General features: G+C 70.4%; 16 protein-coding genes and 1 pseudogene. 10 read left to right on the top strand and 7 right to left on the bottom strand.

All coding sequences use genetic code 11. The annotated features are described in order from the left end of the window. Positions 1-17 precede the first annotated feature (17 nt). The 3 genes and pseudogenes from ACFY1U_RS21495 to ACFY1U_RS21485 all read left to right on the top strand — a co-directional run bounded on the left by ACFY1U_RS21495 (position 18) and on the right by ACFY1U_RS21485 (position 2,056). A pseudogene (locus tag ACFY1U_RS21495) lies at positions 18-1,052 on the top strand (LacI family DNA-binding transcriptional regulator). Positions 1,053-1,218: 166 nt separating this feature from the next. After that, on the top strand, positions 1,219-1,569 hold the full coding sequence (locus ACFY1U_RS21490) for a VOC family protein (RefSeq protein ID WP_030926708.1): 351 nt from the start codon (positions 1,219-1,221) through the stop codon (positions 1,567-1,569). Positions 1,570-1,642: 73 nt separating this feature from the next. Further along, complete coding sequence (locus ACFY1U_RS21485) at positions 1,643-2,056, top strand: MarR family winged helix-turn-helix transcriptional regulator (RefSeq protein WP_390695713.1); 414 nt, start codon at positions 1,643-1,645, stop codon at positions 2,054-2,056. A 31-nt stretch (positions 2,057-2,087) separates the two neighbouring features. Here ACFY1U_RS21485 and ACFY1U_RS21480 read toward each other — a convergent pair whose 3' ends face one another. Continuing rightward, a complete protein-coding gene (locus ACFY1U_RS21480) occupies positions 2,088-3,068 on the bottom strand; it encodes an Ig-like domain-containing protein (RefSeq protein WP_390695712.1) in 981 nt (326 codons plus the stop codon). Positions 3,069-3,179: 111 nt separating this feature from the next. Then, a complete protein-coding gene (locus ACFY1U_RS21475; RefSeq protein ID WP_390695711.1) occupies positions 3,180-3,779 on the bottom strand; it encodes a TetR/AcrR family transcriptional regulator in 600 nt (199 codons plus the stop codon). A gap of 100 nt (positions 3,780-3,879) precedes the next feature. Between ACFY1U_RS21475 and ACFY1U_RS21470 the strand changes: the two genes are divergently transcribed. Then, positions 3,880-4,794 (top strand): oxidoreductase, encoded by a 915-nt coding sequence (locus tag ACFY1U_RS21470; RefSeq protein WP_390695710.1) that lies wholly within the window; start codon positions 3,880-3,882, stop codon positions 4,792-4,794. Positions 4,795-5,169: 375 nt separating this feature from the next. Here the strand turns inward: ACFY1U_RS21470 and ACFY1U_RS21465 are convergent, their stop codons facing one another. Beyond that, the gene (locus tag ACFY1U_RS21465; RefSeq protein ID WP_390695709.1) at positions 5,170-6,276 is read right to left on the bottom strand and encodes a hypothetical protein; all 1,107 of its coding nucleotides are present in this window, start codon (positions 6,274-6,276) and stop codon (positions 5,170-5,172) included. Between the two features lie 491 nt (positions 6,277-6,767). On the opposite strand from ACFY1U_RS21465, the gene ACFY1U_RS21460 reads away from it, so the two are divergent. Beyond that, a complete protein-coding gene (locus ACFY1U_RS21460) occupies positions 6,768-7,895 on the top strand; it encodes a M20 family metallopeptidase (protein ID WP_390695708.1) in 1,128 nt (375 codons plus the stop codon). Here ACFY1U_RS21460 and ACFY1U_RS21455 read toward each other — a convergent pair. The 4 genes from ACFY1U_RS21455 to ACFY1U_RS21440 form a co-directional block, all read right to left on the bottom strand. Next, the gene (locus ACFY1U_RS21455; protein WP_390695707.1) at positions 7,885-8,880 is read right to left on the bottom strand and encodes a hypothetical protein; all 996 of its coding nucleotides are present in this window, start codon (positions 8,878-8,880) and stop codon (positions 7,885-7,887) included. The two genes, ACFY1U_RS21460 and ACFY1U_RS21455, sit on opposite strands and share 11 nt — an antisense overlap. Before the next feature lie 15 nt (positions 8,881-8,895). Further along, positions 8,896-10,167, bottom strand: a complete 1,272-nt coding sequence (locus tag ACFY1U_RS21450; RefSeq protein ID WP_390695706.1) for a hypothetical protein — start codon at positions 10,165-10,167, stop codon at positions 8,896-8,898. A gap of 234 nt (positions 10,168-10,401) precedes the next feature. Beyond that, positions 10,402-10,836, bottom strand: coding sequence for a VOC family protein (locus ACFY1U_RS21445; RefSeq protein WP_390695705.1), 435 nt, complete (start codon positions 10,834-10,836; stop codon positions 10,402-10,404). A gap of 29 nt (positions 10,837-10,865) precedes the next feature. Continuing rightward, entirely contained in the window at positions 10,866-11,720 is an 855-nt protein-coding gene (locus ACFY1U_RS21440; RefSeq protein ID WP_390695704.1) for a LysR family transcriptional regulator, read from the bottom strand. Positions 11,721-12,061: 341 nt separating this feature from the next. On the opposite strand from ACFY1U_RS21440, the gene ACFY1U_RS21435 reads away from it, so the two are divergent. The 5 genes from ACFY1U_RS21435 to ACFY1U_RS21415 are packed head-to-tail and all read left to right on the top strand — an operon-like array spanning position 12,062 to position 16,181. Next, entirely contained in the window at positions 12,062-12,766 is a 705-nt protein-coding gene (locus ACFY1U_RS21435) for an alpha/beta hydrolase (RefSeq protein ID WP_390695703.1), read from the top strand. Beyond that, on the top strand, positions 12,763-13,605 hold the full coding sequence (locus tag ACFY1U_RS21430; protein WP_390695702.1) for a sulfurtransferase: 843 nt from the start codon (positions 12,763-12,765) through the stop codon (positions 13,603-13,605). The genes ACFY1U_RS21435 and ACFY1U_RS21430 overlap by 4 nt, the downstream gene beginning before the upstream one ends. 10 nt (positions 13,606-13,615) lie before the next feature. Beyond that, a complete protein-coding gene (locus ACFY1U_RS21425) occupies positions 13,616-14,494 on the top strand; it encodes an ABC transporter permease (RefSeq protein WP_390695701.1) in 879 nt (292 codons plus the stop codon). A 2-nt stretch (positions 14,495-14,496) separates the two neighbouring features. Continuing rightward, positions 14,497-15,213, top strand: a complete 717-nt coding sequence (locus ACFY1U_RS21420; RefSeq protein WP_390695700.1) for an ABC transporter ATP-binding protein — start codon at positions 14,497-14,499, stop codon at positions 15,211-15,213. Further along, positions 15,210-16,181, top strand: a complete 972-nt coding sequence (locus tag ACFY1U_RS21415) for an ABC transporter substrate-binding protein (protein WP_390695699.1) — start codon at positions 15,210-15,212, stop codon at positions 16,179-16,181. The genes ACFY1U_RS21420 and ACFY1U_RS21415 overlap by 4 nt, the downstream gene beginning before the upstream one ends. The last annotated feature ends 6 nt before the right edge of the window (positions 16,182-16,187 follow it).

The following is a 16,187-nucleotide window of genomic DNA, read 5'->3' as shown; positions in this document are numbered from 1 at the left end:
CCTTGTACACCCTGGTGATCACGGGCACCAACACGGGGGGCCGACGCAGACCGCCGACGATCCACGACGTGGCCCGCGAGGCGGGTGCCTCGCGGGGCACCGTCTCGCGGGTGCTCAACGGCGGGCACTACGTCAGCCCGTCCGCCCAGGAGGCGGTCAACGCCGCGATCCGCAAGACGGGTTACGTGGTGAACCGGCACGCCCGTTCGCTGATCACCGGGCGTTCGGACTCGGTCGGCTTCCTGCTGACGGAGCCTCAGGAGCGGTTCTTCGAGGACCCGAACTTCAATGTCCTGCTGAGCGCGTGCAACCCAGGCGCTGGCCGCGCACGACATCCCGCTGCTGCTGATGCCGGCGGGCACCGAGGACGAACGGCGGCGCATCACGCGGTACATCACGGCCGGGCACGTCGACGGGGTGCTGCTGGTCTCCAGCCACTCCGGGGACCCGGTCGCCGAGCAGCTGCGCGAGGCGGGGGTGCCCCTCGTCCAGTGCGGCAAGCCCATGGGGCTCGGCTCCAAGGTGAGTCATGCGGCCGCGGACGAGGGGGACGGCGCCCGCGACATGGTGCGCCACCTGCTGTCACGGGGCCGCCGCCGGATCGGCATGGTGAGCGGCCCGCCGGACACCCCCGGCGGCGTCGATCGCCTCGCCGGCTACCAGGAGGTGCTCACGGAGGCGGGCGTCGAGATCGACGAGCGGCTCATCGTCTCCGGCGACTACAGCCGGGCCGGCGGCGAGGCCGGCTGCGAACGGCTGCTGGCGCAGGCCCCGGACATGGACGCCGTGTTCGTGGCCTCCGACCTGATGACACAGGGCGCCCTGACGGTGTTGCGCCGGGTGGGCCGCCGGGTGCCCGAGGACGTGTCCGTGGGCGGCTTCGACGACTCCGTCGCCGCGACGGAGGCGCCCCCCCCGCCCTCACCACGATCCGCCGGCCCTACGACCGCATCAGCTCCGAGATGGTACGGGTGCTGCCGGCACAGATCGGCGGCGAGGACCCCACAGCGGTGAATCTGCCGACGGAGCTGGTGAAGCGGGACTCGACGTAAGGACTCCGCGGAGGGCGCGCCGGCCGGCGATCCGGCCGCCTGCGCGCCCTCGGCCCCGGCTCGCCCGGTCGACCGATCAGGATCGAAGAAGCAGATTCCCCCTCCCCCGCTCTAGCGTGAAAGCACCGACGAAATCCGTCGGCCCACCACTGCGGAGGAGCTCGCCATGACCGCCGGCCTCAAGACGATCATCTACCCCGTCAAGGACATCGCCCGGGCGAAGGCCCTCTTCAGCGCCCTGCTGCAGGTGGAGCCGTACGCGGACGCGCCGTACTACGTCGGCTTCAAGGACGCCGGACAGGACGTCGGCCTCGACCCCAACGGACACGCGAAGGGCCTCACCGGGCCGGTGCCGTACTGGCACGTCGACGACATCCGCGGCCGGCTCGCCGCCCTGGTGGACGCGGGTGCGGAGGTGGTGCAGGACGTCCAGGACGTCGGCAACGGCAGGCTGATCGCCTCGCTGAAGGACGCCGACGGCAATCTGGTCGGACTGCTCCAGGACCCGCCCGCCTGACCACCGACGGGCTGTATGCACCCGCATTCATTGCACAGTCAACTAACGGTTGATTCGGTGTTACCGTGCAGGTATGGCAGTGAAGACGGCCGAGTCCCGGCTCGAAGAGAGATGGCGCGACATCCTCTCCGTGCATGCCCGCACGATGTGCGAGATCGACCGGGTCCTGCACCCGCACGGCCTGGGCGCGAGCGATTTCGAGGTGCTCGACATCCTCGCGTCCGAGGCCCCCGGCGAGGGCGACCAGTGCCGGGTGCAGAACCTCGCGGGACGGGTCCACCTCAGCCAGAGCGCCCTGTCCCGGCTCATCGGCCGGCTGGAGAAGGACGGCCTGGTGGAGCGTTCCGTCTGCGCGGAGGACCGGCGCGGGGTGTATGTCGCCCTGACGGGCAAGGGCCGCGACCTGCACACCGAGGTGCTGCCGCTGCAGCGCGAGGTGCTGGCCCGGCTGCTGGGCGGCCGGGCCGCGGCCCAGGGTTCTTCCTAGAGCTCGTGTCGAGCTCGCTGCCTCCTCGGCGTCACAGCTGTGCGGCCGTCTGCTCCCCGGCCGCGCTGCCTGCGAGCCACTCGGACCAGCTCAGGTTGAAGGCTGCGTAGCCGTTGTCGGCCGGGGCCTTGCCACGGGGTGAGCCGGTGACGGTGACCGGGTCGCCCTGCTTGACCTGGCCGTAGAACCACTTGGCGTCCGACATGGACAGATGGACGCAGCCGTGCGAGCCGCGGGCGCTGCCGCTGCCCGGGTTGGGGTCGCCGGTCGAGTAGTGCACGTAGGTGCCGGACTGGGTGAGGTGGACGTCCCAGGGCAGCGTCAGGTCGTAGAAGTTGGGGCTGCTCTTGTCGCAGCTGATGCCGACGCTGCAGGAGGTCATGTGGACCTTCTCCTGCTTGTCGATGACGGCCATCGTGCCGTCCCAGGTCGGGTACTGGGCGCTGCCCGCGTTGATCGACAGGGTGCGCACCAGCTTGCCGTTCCGGGTCACCTTCATGGTGTGGCCGGTCACCGAGACATCCGCGCGCACGTCGTCACCGATGGTGAAGGTGTGCGTGTATCCGTGCACGCCGTAGCGTCCGTTGCCGTTGCTGATGCCCTTCAGGTCGGCGTCGATCTTCACCTTGGTACCGGAGGGCCAGTATGTCTTCGGCCGCCAGTCGGCGCGCCGGTCGCCCATCCAGTGCCAGGCGCCGGCCACCGGCTGCGAGGCGCTCACCTTCATGTGCTTCTCGACTGTGGCCCGCGCCTTGGCCGCCACCGGGTTGGTGAAGATCACCGAGATCGGCATGGCCACACCGACCGTGGTGCCCGTCTGCGGGGTGATCGTGTCCAGCAGCATCGGCGGACCCGCGGGCTTCGTCGGTGACGGCGAGGCGCTCGCGCTCGCCTTGCCGGCCTTTCCGTCGTCCGCGCTCGCCTTGCTGCTGCCGGCTCCACCGCAGGCACTCGTACCCGCCAGCACCGCGACCGTGACGAGTGCGATCCCTATGCCCTTGCGCCGTCCCACGACCTGCCCCGCTCTCTCGCTACCTCGGCCCCAGAGGGGCCTGCTTCCCTGTCAGACAGTTACGACACGGGCGGCAGTTGCATCAGGCGGGCAGATCTTTAGTGATCCATGTCACGCCGGCGCGCATCCCCGAAGGATGAACGCGATCACGTCGTCCAGCCCGTGCTCGTCCACCTCGGGGGGCAGCATGCCGGTCACCGCGAGGTCGGCGTAGCCGTGGAGGGCCGCGAACACCGGTAGGCCGACGCGCTCCATCGGGCCCTCCCGCACCTCGCCCTGGGCCTGCCCCTCGCCGATCAGCCGGACCACCAGGTCCGACCAGCGCTGCTCGGCCTCGCGCAGCGCGTCGGAAGCCCCCGGATCGTGCTTGATCGAGTACATCAGGTCGAGCAGTTCGGCGTTGTCCCGGGCGAAACCCACATACGCCCGGACCATCGCGTCGAGCCGCTTGGCGAACGTCTCGCCGACGCCTTCCCGCGAAGCCCCGAGGACGGCGGTCAGCCGCTCGAATCCGGTCAGCGCGAGCGCGTCCAGCAGTGCCTGCTTGTCCTTGAAGTGACGGCTCGGCGCGGCATGACTGACACCGAGGTCGCGGGCGAGTTCGCGCAGGGACAGCGCGGCCGGCCCCTTCTCGCGGAGCGTGTCCTCGGCACGGGTCAGCAGAGCGGCGCGGAGGTCTCCGTGGTGGTAGCGGCGGTTGCGGGTGTGCATGCACGCCAGTGTATCGGTCATGTTTGTGCCGCCTACATTGTTGTCACCGTCACCATTGTTGTCATTGACAGCATTGTTGGCGCCGCCTACATTGACGGTCATGACTACTTCACCCAGCAAGTGGAACGTGACCGACATCCCCGACCAGACCGGCCGTACCGCCGTCGTGACCGGCGCCAACAGCGGGCTCGGCATCGCCACCGTCGAGGCGCTGGCCGGCGCCGGGGCGCATGTGGTGCTCGCCGTACGGGACGTGAAGCGCGGCGAGGCCGCCGCCGCGGGCGTGCGAGGGAGCGTGGAGGTGCGCCGGCTCGACCTCGCCGATCTCGCCTCGGTGCGCGAGTTCGCCGCCGGCTGGCAGGGCGCGCTTGATCTGCTCATCAACAACGCCGGCGTCATGAACATCCCGGAGTCCACCACCAAGGACGGCTTCGAGATGCAGTTCGGCACCAATCACCTGGGGCACTTCGCCCTGACGAACCTGCTGCTGCCGCACATCACCGACCGGGTGGTGACGGTGTCCTCTGGCGCGCACAAGATGCCGGGCAGCCCGCGCATCCACTTCGACAACCTCAACCTCACCGGCGAGTACGCGCCCATCACGGCGTACAGCCAGTCCAAGCTGGCCAACCTGCTCTTCACCCTCGAACTGCAGCGCCGCCTCACCGAGTCGGGCTCGTCCGTACGCGCCCTGGCCGCCCACCCCGGCTATGCCGCAACCAACCTCCAGAGCCACGACGGCAGTGCACTGCGCCGCGCCCTCATGCGGGTCGGCAACCGCTTCATGGCCCAGGACAGCAAGGCCGGGGCGCTGCCCACGCTGTACGCCGCCGTGCAGGACCTGCCCGGCGCGAGCTATGTCGGCCCTGACGGCCTCGGCGAGATGCGCGGTGCCCCGACCCTGGTCGGCCGCTCACCGGCGGCCAGCGACCCGGCCACCGCCCGCCGGCTGTGGACGGTCTCCGAGGAGCTGACCGGGGTCGCGTTCCCTCAGCCGGCCTCGGTCTCGGCCTGATTCCGCCATCAGATCGTTCGCGACGGGGGGCGCCACCCGGTCGAACCAGGCTTGTGTCCGGGTGGGTTCGAGTACCCGGTCCCGTCGCAGCGTTTGTGAACGGTCGGCGCCCGCGGCGGCGTGTTCGCGCGGGTTATGAACCCTTCGTCAACACCCTGCCGGACCAGCTTGCCGAGAGTCTTCACCAGTCCGCCGGTGCTCGCGCTCACCGGCTCCGGCAGCGGCCTCCGCCGGGTCACCCTGTCCCAGAACTCCGGCACCGCCGCGTTGAGCACCATGGCTTCGGGGCGACGAGGTCGTCGACGAGCAGGCTGATCTCCGCTGATGCGGGCGAACGCCGGCAAGCACTCCTGAGTGCCTGTGATCATGGCCCGCTCATACGAGAGGGGGTCCCGGCCGCTCTTCGCCGGGCCGGCGATCCGCCGGGCGGTGCGGCGGAATCGGCGTCGAGGTGAAGTCGCGCGGACCGGTCCACAGGGCAGGCACCGCGTCGCAGCGTCGACACAACGCATAGGCGATCGCCTCGTAGTTGACCCGCCAGCCGCGGAAGTGGGGCCAGGCCTCGGCGGTGGGGCGTTCGGCGTGGAAGCCCGCCGCCTCCAGCATGTCGGCCGCGGCGCCGAAATCGGCGAAGGTGAGCTGGACGGAGGCGTTTGGGGCCGGGTCGGGGTCGAACGGGAGGCGCAGGGCGCGGGCGATGTCGCGCAGGGCCGTGAACCCTGCCCGCAGGACGAGCCGCGCCTCCGGCGGGGCGCTGCGCGGGGTGAGCGCGAGCTGTACGGCCGCCGCGTCCATGACGGCGACGAGGCCGACCAGCCAGTGCCGGTAGGGGCGCGGCGAGCGGAAGGCGACCAGCACGGGGTACGTGGAGTGGCTCTCGCCCATGTCGGAGGCCAGCCGCTCCCAGGCCCGGTACAGCTCGGGCAGCGCGGTCTCGGTGTCGACCAGCCATTGGCGGGCCAGGATCTCCGGGCCCCAGGCGGGTTCGCCGGCCCGTGACTGCAGCAGGGTCACCTCCAGCTCACGGCGGTTGTAGGCGGCGTACAGCGTGGGCAGGTAGGCGATCTGCAGGGCGATCAGGACGGGCCCCGTGGCCGCGGCGAGGAAGTCGAGCGCGGACAGGCGCAGCCGGGCGCCGCTGGCGAAGCCGAGGGTGAGCAGGCTGGAGCCCGCCTCGCGGAAGGAGCTGCCCCAGGACAGCCCGGACACGGCGTGCAGCAGCAGCCCGTAGCCTGCCAGCGCTCCGCCGAGCCAGGTCACGAGCATGCCGATCAGGATCAGCGGAGCGAGCCAGGTCTGCGCCCGGTCGATGGCGTCGTACCCGCCTCGGGGTGCGAAGATCCGCAGCAGGCGGCGCAGGGCCCACCACAACCGGAACACCAGCGGGGAGTAGAGGCCGCGGGGCACCACCAGGGTGCGCAGGACGCTGACGCTCATGGCCGCCAGCAGCAGCCCGCCGGCCACGCCGGAGATCCAGTCCATGCGGCCATTGTGGACCGCGGTGGCCCGGGACGATCAGTTACGGGCGTGGAGGCGGAGGACCGGATGGTCGGCGGGGTCGGGCGGGGCGGTCAGAACCGCGGACACCGTCGGCATGCTGACGTACTTCCCAGTCGCTCAGGCCGCGGTAGGAGACGAGGTAGCGCTCACCCTCATGCACCAGCACGGCGACGGGCACCGTACGCCATCGCCCGCCACTGCGGCCGCGCACCGGCAGCCGTGACACGACGGACCGCCCGAACAGCGGTGCCAGACGGTTGCCGACGTGCCGTTGCATCCAGGCCGCTCTGAATCCTCGTCAGTTCCGCTTGGGCCGGGCGCCTGTCCCTGCCCTGGGCCCTTGCGACACCGTCCCGCTGTCCGGGCTCTCTGTACAGCGTCCGTCCCTGTTGCCATGCTCGAGTGACGCTGTGAACGGAGGCGCCGTGCTTCGGGATCTCTTGGCGGCTGCGGAGGAAGAGCTCCCCTTCGCCGTGACTCTTCGCCGAAAGCTGCACGCCACACCGGAGTTGGGCGGACAGGAGTTCGACACCGCTCGTCTCGTCGCCGACTCCCTGCCCGTGCGGCCGAGGTTCGTGAACAACTCGACGAACCTGGTGGCACGCGTGGGCGGACCGGGCCCCGCGGTTCTGGTCCGCGCCGAACTCGACGGCATCGAGCTGCAGGAGGAGACCAGGGTCTCCCACGCCGCCACGAACGGACGCATGCACGCCTGCGGGCACGACGTGCACTGCGCCGCGCTGGTCGCACTGGTCCGAGCGGCGCACCGGCTCCAGGACAGGTTGCCGGCTCCGTTGCTCGCCGTGTTCCAGGCGAGTGAGGAACGCACCCCGTCGGGGGCCGAGGAGATCCTGAAGGACGATGAGTTGCTCAAGACCGTCCGAGCGGCCGTGGGCGCCCATGTGCACCCCGAGATCCCCTGGGGATGCCTGGGAGCGGATCCCGGCACGGTCAACGCTGCCACGTACGGCTTCGAAATCCTGGTCGAGGGCAGGGGCGGTCACGGCGCCTATCCGCACACGACCCTGGATCCGGTGCTGGCCCTCGCCCAGGTGGTAGTGGCCCTGCACACGATGACCGGCCGCCGGGTCGACCCACTGCATCCGGCGGTCCTCAGCATCTGTTGTCTGTCGGCCGGCTCCGGCGAGAACGTCATTCCGTCCAGCGCACGGGCCCTCGGCACCCTGCGCGCGATGGACACCGACGACCACGAGAGGTTGCGCAAGCTCGTCCACACCGTCGTCTCCCAGGTCGCCGAGGCACACGGCTGCGCCGGCAGCGTCCGTCAGACCAGGGACGAGCCCGCGCTGGTCAATGACCCCCGGCTGACCCTGGCCACGCGCACGCTGGCACAGCAGGCCGGTGCCCGCCTCGCCGAGCCGTGGCGTTCCTGCGGTGGGGACGACTTCGCCCGCTACGGAACCCGGTGGCCGTCCGTCATGATCTTCGTCGGTCTGGACAGCGGCCCGGATTTCGTTCCGGCGGGCCTGCACAACCCCTTCTTCCTTCCGCCCGATGACGCAGTCCGCCAGGTGGCACTGGCTCAGACCCTGGGCTATCTGGCGGCGGCCGGCACTCCGGGAGCAGACCTCACACCCTGACCTTCACGATGGGCAGCGACTTGGTCTTCAGGCGGCCGAACAAGCTGCTGAAGTGGTCGCACAACTGGGTCCCGGAAGCGCGGTCCTCCATCACCATCACACCGTGCAGCCCGAGCAGGGCGAAGCGGTCCCCGGGCTGATCGATGCGGGTCGGTATGGTGAACTGCAGTTCCTCGTCGTCGACCAGCAGAATCGACGGACAGTTGGGCAGAAACGGGATCACCCGCATCTGGATGTCGATCCGGCGGTTGGCTCCGGCGTGCCGGGCTATGTCCATGACCCTGGCCAGATGCTCGAACGCCTGCAGGTCCCCCTCCATGTCCTCACGGCGTAACTCCACGCCGTTCACGGAGCGTTGGACCATCTCGGCGTAGATCTCGGGGGGCCGCTGGATCAGCCGGTGGTACGAGAGGGGGGCGCCGGCCCTGCCGTTGGCGGACAGCCGCTGGGTGAGGCAGTCCTCGATCGCGTCGAGATACTCCGACCTGTTGTCGGGCGGGTCGAGGAGAGTCGCGCCCTCCCCTTCGGGAGGGCTGTAGTCGCTGACGACGTAGATACGACGACGGGCCTTGCGTACGGCGGCCGTCGCGACGTCGTATCCCGTTCCGTCTTCCTCGTCGCCCTGGCTGTCAGGGATGAACCGCACCCCCGCGTGAACCAGGTCGATGTGCCGGTCCAACTCGTTGCGCAGACGGGCCAGATGCGTCGAGACCTCGCGATTCAGCGTGCTCAGGTCGGTGTGGACCTGCTCTTTGGTCTCCCTCAGCGCGCTGGAGACCTCGTCCTCCGTGGCGAGCCTGAGCCGGTCGATGGCGAAGGCCCCCGAGGCCGCCAGCACACACAGGGCGAGCACGCCGACGCCGACCCGGGTGTCCTCCACCAGCAGCGCGATTCCGTATCCGGAGGCGAGCGACAGAATGATCTTCAGCAGGTCGATGGCGGTGAAATGGCGCCTGAGGAATCGTCGGAGATCGGATTCGGGCACGGCCTGGTTTCCCCCTCAATTCGGCCGGTTGGGGCACCTCTTGGACGGAGCGGAGAAGGCCGACGGTCCGGCGTACCGCCCCGTGCGGTCCTGCACGTCCCGGAAGCGCTCCTGGGTGCGCTGTGCGACATCTCCGAGCAGAGACCTCTCGATCTCGGCCAACGGCGGGGCGTCGGACGTCCAGTCCGTGGCCCGGAACGGCCGGTCGGCCTGTGTGTAGGGATCGCGTGCCCTGCCCGCCTCCCGCATGCGCGCCACGGTCTGCAGTGCGTCGGGAGATCCCGTGAGACTCCTGGTTCCGGTGTCCGCTCCCCCGAGGTTCGTACGCGGCAGGTTGATGTGTCCCAGCCGCCAGCGGTCGATGTGCAGCCCGATCGTCCGGGTCAGCGTCTGGATTTCGCGAGACCTGCCCTGGGACATTCGAGCGAGCGCCGGATACAAATCCCTCATGAGTTCGAAATGCAGCCCGACGGAATGGCTACCGCTGGTCACGCCGAGGGCTACACGGATCTCGTGATATTCCTCGGTCGTCATCTGATCCACCAGCAGATCCGTCATGCGTACGACGGCGTCCAGAAGGCGGTCCGCCCGTCTGAGCAGCGGCACGGCCCTGTGCTCATCCTCGCCCCCCATAGCGTCGACAGCACGCTCGAGGTGGTCATTGACCACCTGAATCAGCAGTTCCGGCATTTGATGGGCAGCCCGAAACTGCATGAATACCGTTTCCCCGGGCAGCTGCCGCTCTCGCACAGCTTCTCGAACTGCTTCCGGCTGCACGAAGTCGTCATACCCGCTCGGCGCCCCGCCCACGCAGGAGTACTCGAGCGACGCCCTCTGCAGCATCGCATAGCGCAGCACATGGCGTTTCCACTGCACGTCCCGCGAAGACTCCACGAGCGGCTTCAACTCCTGCGCGAGCTCCCGCTCCGCATTCATCAGATGCCGCCACGACGGAGAACTCACCACGGCGAGGACGTGCGGGCCGTCCTCCTGACCGAGCGGGGAGAAGTCCTGCACCAGCCAGGCCAATTCGTTCCACACGCGGCCGAAACCGACCATCCACTCCAGGCATCGGGCCGCACCCGCCTCGTCACCGGCCCTGAGCTTGTTCACAGCTGCGGCTGCCAGTTCCCCCAGGTTCACCAGGCTGACTTCCGTGGCCTGGAACAGAGCACGCAGCGCCTGCCAGGAGCTGCCGCGCTCGGGGACGACCCCTTTCGAAACCGCCTCGAAAAGCGCCGGCAACGATTGCAAATCGTCATACGACGCCGCAACTGGAGAGTCCACTATCACCACCCTTCCCTTCGGCCCTATCAGCCATTTCGCGCCAATGTGAGGGCTACGGTACCCCTTGAATCCACAACTCTCATACGGACGGGAACGCGCACCGAGCCGCGCACGACGCCGGGTCTACGGCCATGGACGCCGGGCGGAGGGAACGCAGTTGCGGTGTCCGCACGGTCGGGCCCGCACGTTCCCGCCGGCGCCGGGCCGGTGGCCGGACGGACACCGCGTCAGGCACTACTGGGCGCCGAAGTCGGGCAGTGTCACCGAGCCGTCGTCAGCCAAGGGGAAACCGGGGTTGTGGGCGATCTCCCAGGCGTGGCCGTCCGGGTCGACGAAGGCGCCGGAGTAGAAGCCGATGGCGTTGACGGCGGCAGGCTTGGTGATCGTTCCGCCCGCCCGCTCGACGGCGGCGAGCAGTGCGTCGGCCTCCGCCTCGGAGCGGACGTTGTGCGCGAGGGCGATCCCGCCGAAACCCCCGGCGGCTCGGGGCTCCAGGCCACAGTCCCGGGCGAGTTTCTCGCGGCTCCACAGGACCAGCCCCAGACCGCCCGCCTGGAAGAAGACGGTCTCCTCGACTTCCTGGCCCCGCCAGCCCAGCGCCTCGTAGAAGCGCTTGGCGCGGGCGAGATCGGACACTCCCAGCGTGATCAGTGTGATGCGCTGTTCCATGCGATCACGTTACTTCGGCCGCACACGTCTCACTCCTGACGCAGCAGATCCCTTACGGCGGCGAAGGCGGCCTCGGCCGTCGCCGGGTCGGCGCCCGGTCGTGCCAGGGCGCTCATGGGGATCGGGGTGACGGACGGGAGGCCTTCGTAGGGGGTCAGGCCGTCGGGGGCGGGACCGACCGCGGCGAGCAGGGCCACGCCCTCGCCGGTGCGGGCGATGTCGAGGACGCCCGCGAGATAGCCCGCGTCGCCGACGACCGTGGCGGGCACGCCGTGGGCGGCGAGGGTCGCGATCGCGCGGCGGCGGATGGCGCACGGGTCCTCGATGGCGACCAGCGGCACCGGGGCGGGCGCGGCCGGACGCTCCCAGCCGGGGACGGCGTGCCAGGTCAGCGGGAGGCCGCCGACGCGGGTGCCCTCGGTGGCGGCGGCCTCGGTGACGTACACCGCGACGTCCACGCTGCCGCGCTCCACTGCTTCGACCAGGCGTGCGGAACGGTCGATGCGGAAGCGGACCCGGCAGCCGGGGCGCACCTCCTGGACGGCCGCGGTCAGCCGGGGCAGGAACTGGTCGGCGGCGTGCTCGGTGGAGCCCACGGTGACGGTGTCGCCATCCGCGTCGAGCAGGCTGCGTAGGGCCTCGTCGTGCACGGCGAGGATGCGCCGCGCCTGCTCAAGCAGCAGACGGCCCTCGGACGTGAACCGGGTGCCGCGGCCCTCGCGTTCGACCACGGGCCGCCCCAGTGTCTTCTCCAGTCTGCGGACATGCTGGCTGACCGCCGACTGACTGAGCGAGAGCACCTGCGCCGCGCGGTGGAAGCCGCCGCAGTCGGCGATCGCGGTCAGGCTGCGCAGGGCCACGATGTCGAGGACGGGTTGGGGCATGCCGTGACAGTAACCGCTGCCGTCCACCGATCGCGATCCCTGATCGGTTTCGATGCGGAATCATCGTTGGACGCCGTCGCTCGCCGCCGGTCATGATGGGCGCATGCTGCACGCGACCGCTTCTGCTGCCCTTCTGACGCAGCGCCGAGTCATCGACTTCGGCGTGGCGTGCAGCGCGCGCTGTCGCTGACTTCCCCCTCGGTGCGCCGCCACCGTACGAGCTGATCACGTCAGCGCTTCGCTGACACGTGACAGTTCCGCGCGCCTGCCCTCTTTTCCCTGCATGAATCCCCGCATGAACCCCTGCATGTCCCCTGCCCTGAAACGGGAGTTGCCCCCTCATGTCCTCTTCCTTCTCCTGGGACGAACCCGAAGGTCTCGCCGCGCGAGGCACGCTGATCGTGCTCGCGGGGCGGGGTGAGCACGGCGGTGTGTACGAGCGGTTCGGCCGCCGGCTCGCCTTCGACGCGTACCGGGTGCGTGCCCTCGGCGACGCGTCCGCCGATCCGTCCGTGCTCGACGACGCGGCCAAGCTGCTCGCCGACGAGTCGCTGCCGGGTCCGAAGGTGCTGGTCGGTTCGGACACCGGGGCCCGTTACGCCGCCCATCTCGCCACCGAACACGCCACGGGTGTGGACGGGCTGATCCTGGCCGGGCTGCCCACCACGTCCTGGGCGTCCGGGAGTTGGGAGGAAGAGGTCGAGGCCCGTACGGCCTGCCCCACCCATCAGGGCCGTCTCACCCAGGACCCCGCCTTCCGGCGCGGGGCGCTGGAGGTGACCCCGGAGCTGCCCGCGCTGCGCCTCGGCCTCGTGCGCGTCCCGGTCCTCGCCCTGCACGGCAAGGACGACGCGGTGAGCCCGGTCGAGGACGCGCTTTCCGCGTATGCGGGGCATGCGGGCGTCAGGGCGGTGACCTTCAACGGCGGCCGGCACGACGTCCTCAACGACGCGCTGCACCGCACCGCCGCCGCCACGGTCGTGCTGTTCATGGAGCGGCTGCGGCTCTCCCCCGAGCTGCCCGCGATCGCGGAGGGCCTGGTATGAGCGTGACGACCACGGTGGCCGAGCTGCGCGAGCTGCTCGCCTCCGACGCCCCGCCCGCCGTGCTCGACGTCCGCTGGGCGCTGGGCGATCCGCACGGCCGCGACCACTACGCCGACGGACACATTCCGGGTGCCGTGTATGTCGACCTGGACCGCGAGCTGGCCGCGCCGCCGCGTGCGCGGGGCGGGCGGCATCCGCTTCCCGAGCTGTCGGATCTGCAGGCGGCGGCGCGCAGGTGGGGTCTGAGCGCAGGCCGGCGGGTCGTCGTGCACGACGACTCGGGCAACACGGCTGCCGCTCGCGCCTGGTGGCTGCTGCGGTACGCGGGGGTCGCACAGGTGACGCTGCTCGACGGGGCGTTGGGGGCCTGGCGGGCCGCCGGACTGCCGCTGGAATCCGGGATGCCGGCCGATCCACCGCCCGGGGACGTCGTCCTGCACGCGGGTGGCCTCGCGGTCACCGATGCCGACGGTGCCGCCGAACTCGCCGCGACGGGGCTGCTGTTGGACGCACGGGCCGGTGAGCGCTACCGGGGCGAGGTGGAGCCGGTGGACCCGCGGGCGGGGCACATCCCGGGCGCGGTGTCCGCTCCCACCGGGGAGAACCTCGCGGCCGACGGCACGTTCCTGCCGCCTCAGGTGCTGCGCAAACGGTTCGAGGCGCGGGGTGCCGGGGCGGGCTCACGCATCGGCGTGTACTGCGGGTCGGGGGTCACCGCCGCCCATCAGGTCGCCGCGCTGGAGATCGCCGGTTTCGAGGCGGTCCTCTTCCCCGGTTCCTGGTCCGCCTGGTCCGCCGATCCCGCCCGCCCGGCCGCGACCGGGCCGTCGCCCTCCTGAAGGAACCGCCATGACGACGAAACCGCTCGCCGCGGGAGTGCTGTCGCAACAGGACCTCCCCGAGGCGCCCGAGCAGCGCGCCCGCGTCACCATCCGCGGCACCGCCAGGAGCGGCCGCCGCTTCACCGTCCCCCGCTCCGTCCGCCGGACGGCAGGCCCCGTGGGTCTGGTCCTCTTGTGGTTCCTCACCTCGGCCACCGGAGTGCTCCCCGAGTCCGTACTGGCCTCTCCCGTGGACGTCGTACAGCAGGCCGTCGAGCTCACGAAGAACGGTGAACTGCCCAGCGCCATCGCCGCGTCGGGCCGCCGGGCGGCCACCGGCTTCCTGATCGGCGCGAGCGTCGCACTGGGCCTGTCCCTGCTGGCCGGGCTGTTCCGGCTCGGCGAGGACGTCATCGACTCCTCGATGGGCATGTTCCGGGCGATCCCCTGGGTGGGCCTGATCCCCCTGTTCATCGTCTGGTTCGGCATCGAGGAGACCCCGAAGATCGCCCTGGTCGCCCTCGGCGTGACCTACCCGCTGTACTTCAACATCTACGGCGGCATCCGCTCCACGGACTCCCAGCTCGTCGAGGCCGCACGGATGATGGGCCTCGGCCGGTTCGGGCTGATCAAGTACGTGATCCTGCCGAGCGCGCTGCCCGGTGCCCTCGTGGGGCTCCGGTACGCGCTGTCCACCGCCTGGCTGGCGCTCGTCTTCGCCGAGCAGGTCAACGCGGACGCGGGGCTGGGCTATCTGATGAGCAACGCCCAGCAGTACTTCCGCACGGACGTCATCGTGCTGTGCCTGGTCGTGTACGCGCTGCTGGGCCTGGCCTGCGACTTCGCCGTACGGATCCTGTCGCGGCGGCTGCTGACCTGGCGGGCCAACTTCGAGGGCGAGGCCTAGACATGCCCAACAGCGTGGACATACGGGGCCTTTCACGGGCCTTCGACGGCAACACCGTCCTGCACGACCTCGATCTCGACATCCGTGACGGCGAGTTCGTGGCCCTGCTCGGGCACAGCGGCTGCGGAAAGTCGACGCTGCTGCGGATTCTCGCCGGGCTCGACGAGGAGATCGGCGGGGAGGTGACGGTGCCCGCGCGGCGCAGTGCCGCCTTCCAGTCGCCGCGGCTGCTGCCCTGGCTGAAGGTGTGGCGCAACGTCGTCCTCGGCCTTCCCGGACGGCCCGACCGCGCCCTCGCCGAGAAGGCGCTGGACGAGGTCGGCATCGCGGACCGCGCCGGCGTCTGGCCCAAGACCCTCTCCGGCGGTCAGGCCCAGCGCGTCTCGCTCGCCCGCGCCCTGGTCCGCGAGCCCGAACTGCTGCTGCTGGACGAGCCGTTCGGCGCCCTGGACGCGCTGACCCGCGGCAAGGTGCAGCAACTGGTCGCCGAGCTGTGGCGGCTGCACGGCTGCGCGATCCTCCTGGTCACTCATGACGTGGAGGAGGCCCTGCTGCTCGCCGACCGTGTCCTGGTGATGGACGAGGGCCGTATCGCCCACGAGCTGACCGTCGAGCTGCCCCGCCCCCGCGATCTGACCGCCCCCGAGTTCGTGACCCTGCGCGCCCGCCTCCTGAACTGGCTCGGCGTGACCCACACCCTGGAAGGAACCCCCTCGTGATCCGCCACATCGCCGCCGTCGCGCTGAGCCTTTCCGCCCTGTCGGCGCTGACCGCCTGCGGCGCGGACTCCTCGGCGGACGCCTCCGCCGAGGACGGCCAGGTCACGCTCACCATCGGCGACCAGGCCAAGACCCTGCAGACCATCGTCAACGCCTCCGACGCCCTCAAGGGTGCCAAGTACAAGGTGAAGTGGGCCGAGTTCCAGGGCGCGGCCCCGCTCTACCAGGCCGTGCAGGCGGGCGCCGCCGACACCGGGTACTCGGCCGACCTGCCGGCGCTGCAGGCCCTCAGCGGCGGGGTGCGGGTCAAGAACGTCGCCGCCCTCAAGAACGACGGCCGGCACGTCGGCATCGTCGTCCGCAAGGACTCCGGCATCGGCAGCGTCAAGGACCTCAAGGGCCAGAAGGTCGTGGTGTCCTCGGCCAAGGGCAGCATCTCGGAGTATCTGCTGGCCAACGTGCTCAAACAGAACGGCCTCAGCTACCGGGACGTCCACGTCCAGTACCTGCTGCCGACGGACGCGCAGGCCGCCTTCGCCTCCGGGAAGATCAAGACCTGGGCGACCTTCGGTGTCTACCAGGCGGTCGGCCTGGAGCAGGGCGGCAAGCTCCTCGTGGACGGCGGCGACGGCCGCGTCAGCGGCTACGGCTTCATCAACGCCTCCGACAAGGCCCTCGCGGACTCCTCGAAGAAGGCCGCGCTCACCGACTTCCTGGGGCGCCTGGGCACGGCACTGCAGTGGACCAGCACCCACCAGGACGCGTACGCGAAGGCCATCGAGCAGCGCAACGGCGCCGACGCCACCGTGGCGAGGACGCTGGCCTCCGCCGCGTACAGCAAGGTCCTGCCGATCACTTCCGACGTGAACCGGACCGTGCAGGGCGTGGCCGACCTGATGAACGGCATCGGAGTCCTGGACCCGAACGTCGACGTGGCGAAGTCGGCCGACACCTCTGTCCTCAAGTGACCTTCG

The organism is Streptomyces sp. NPDC001351 (genome assembly GCF_042896045.1).
Classification (GTDB): Bacteria; Actinomycetota; Actinomycetes; order Streptomycetales; family Streptomycetaceae; genus Streptomyces.
Note: the sequence above shows the minus strand (reverse complement) of the source record. Positions and strands in the feature narration are given on the sequence as shown.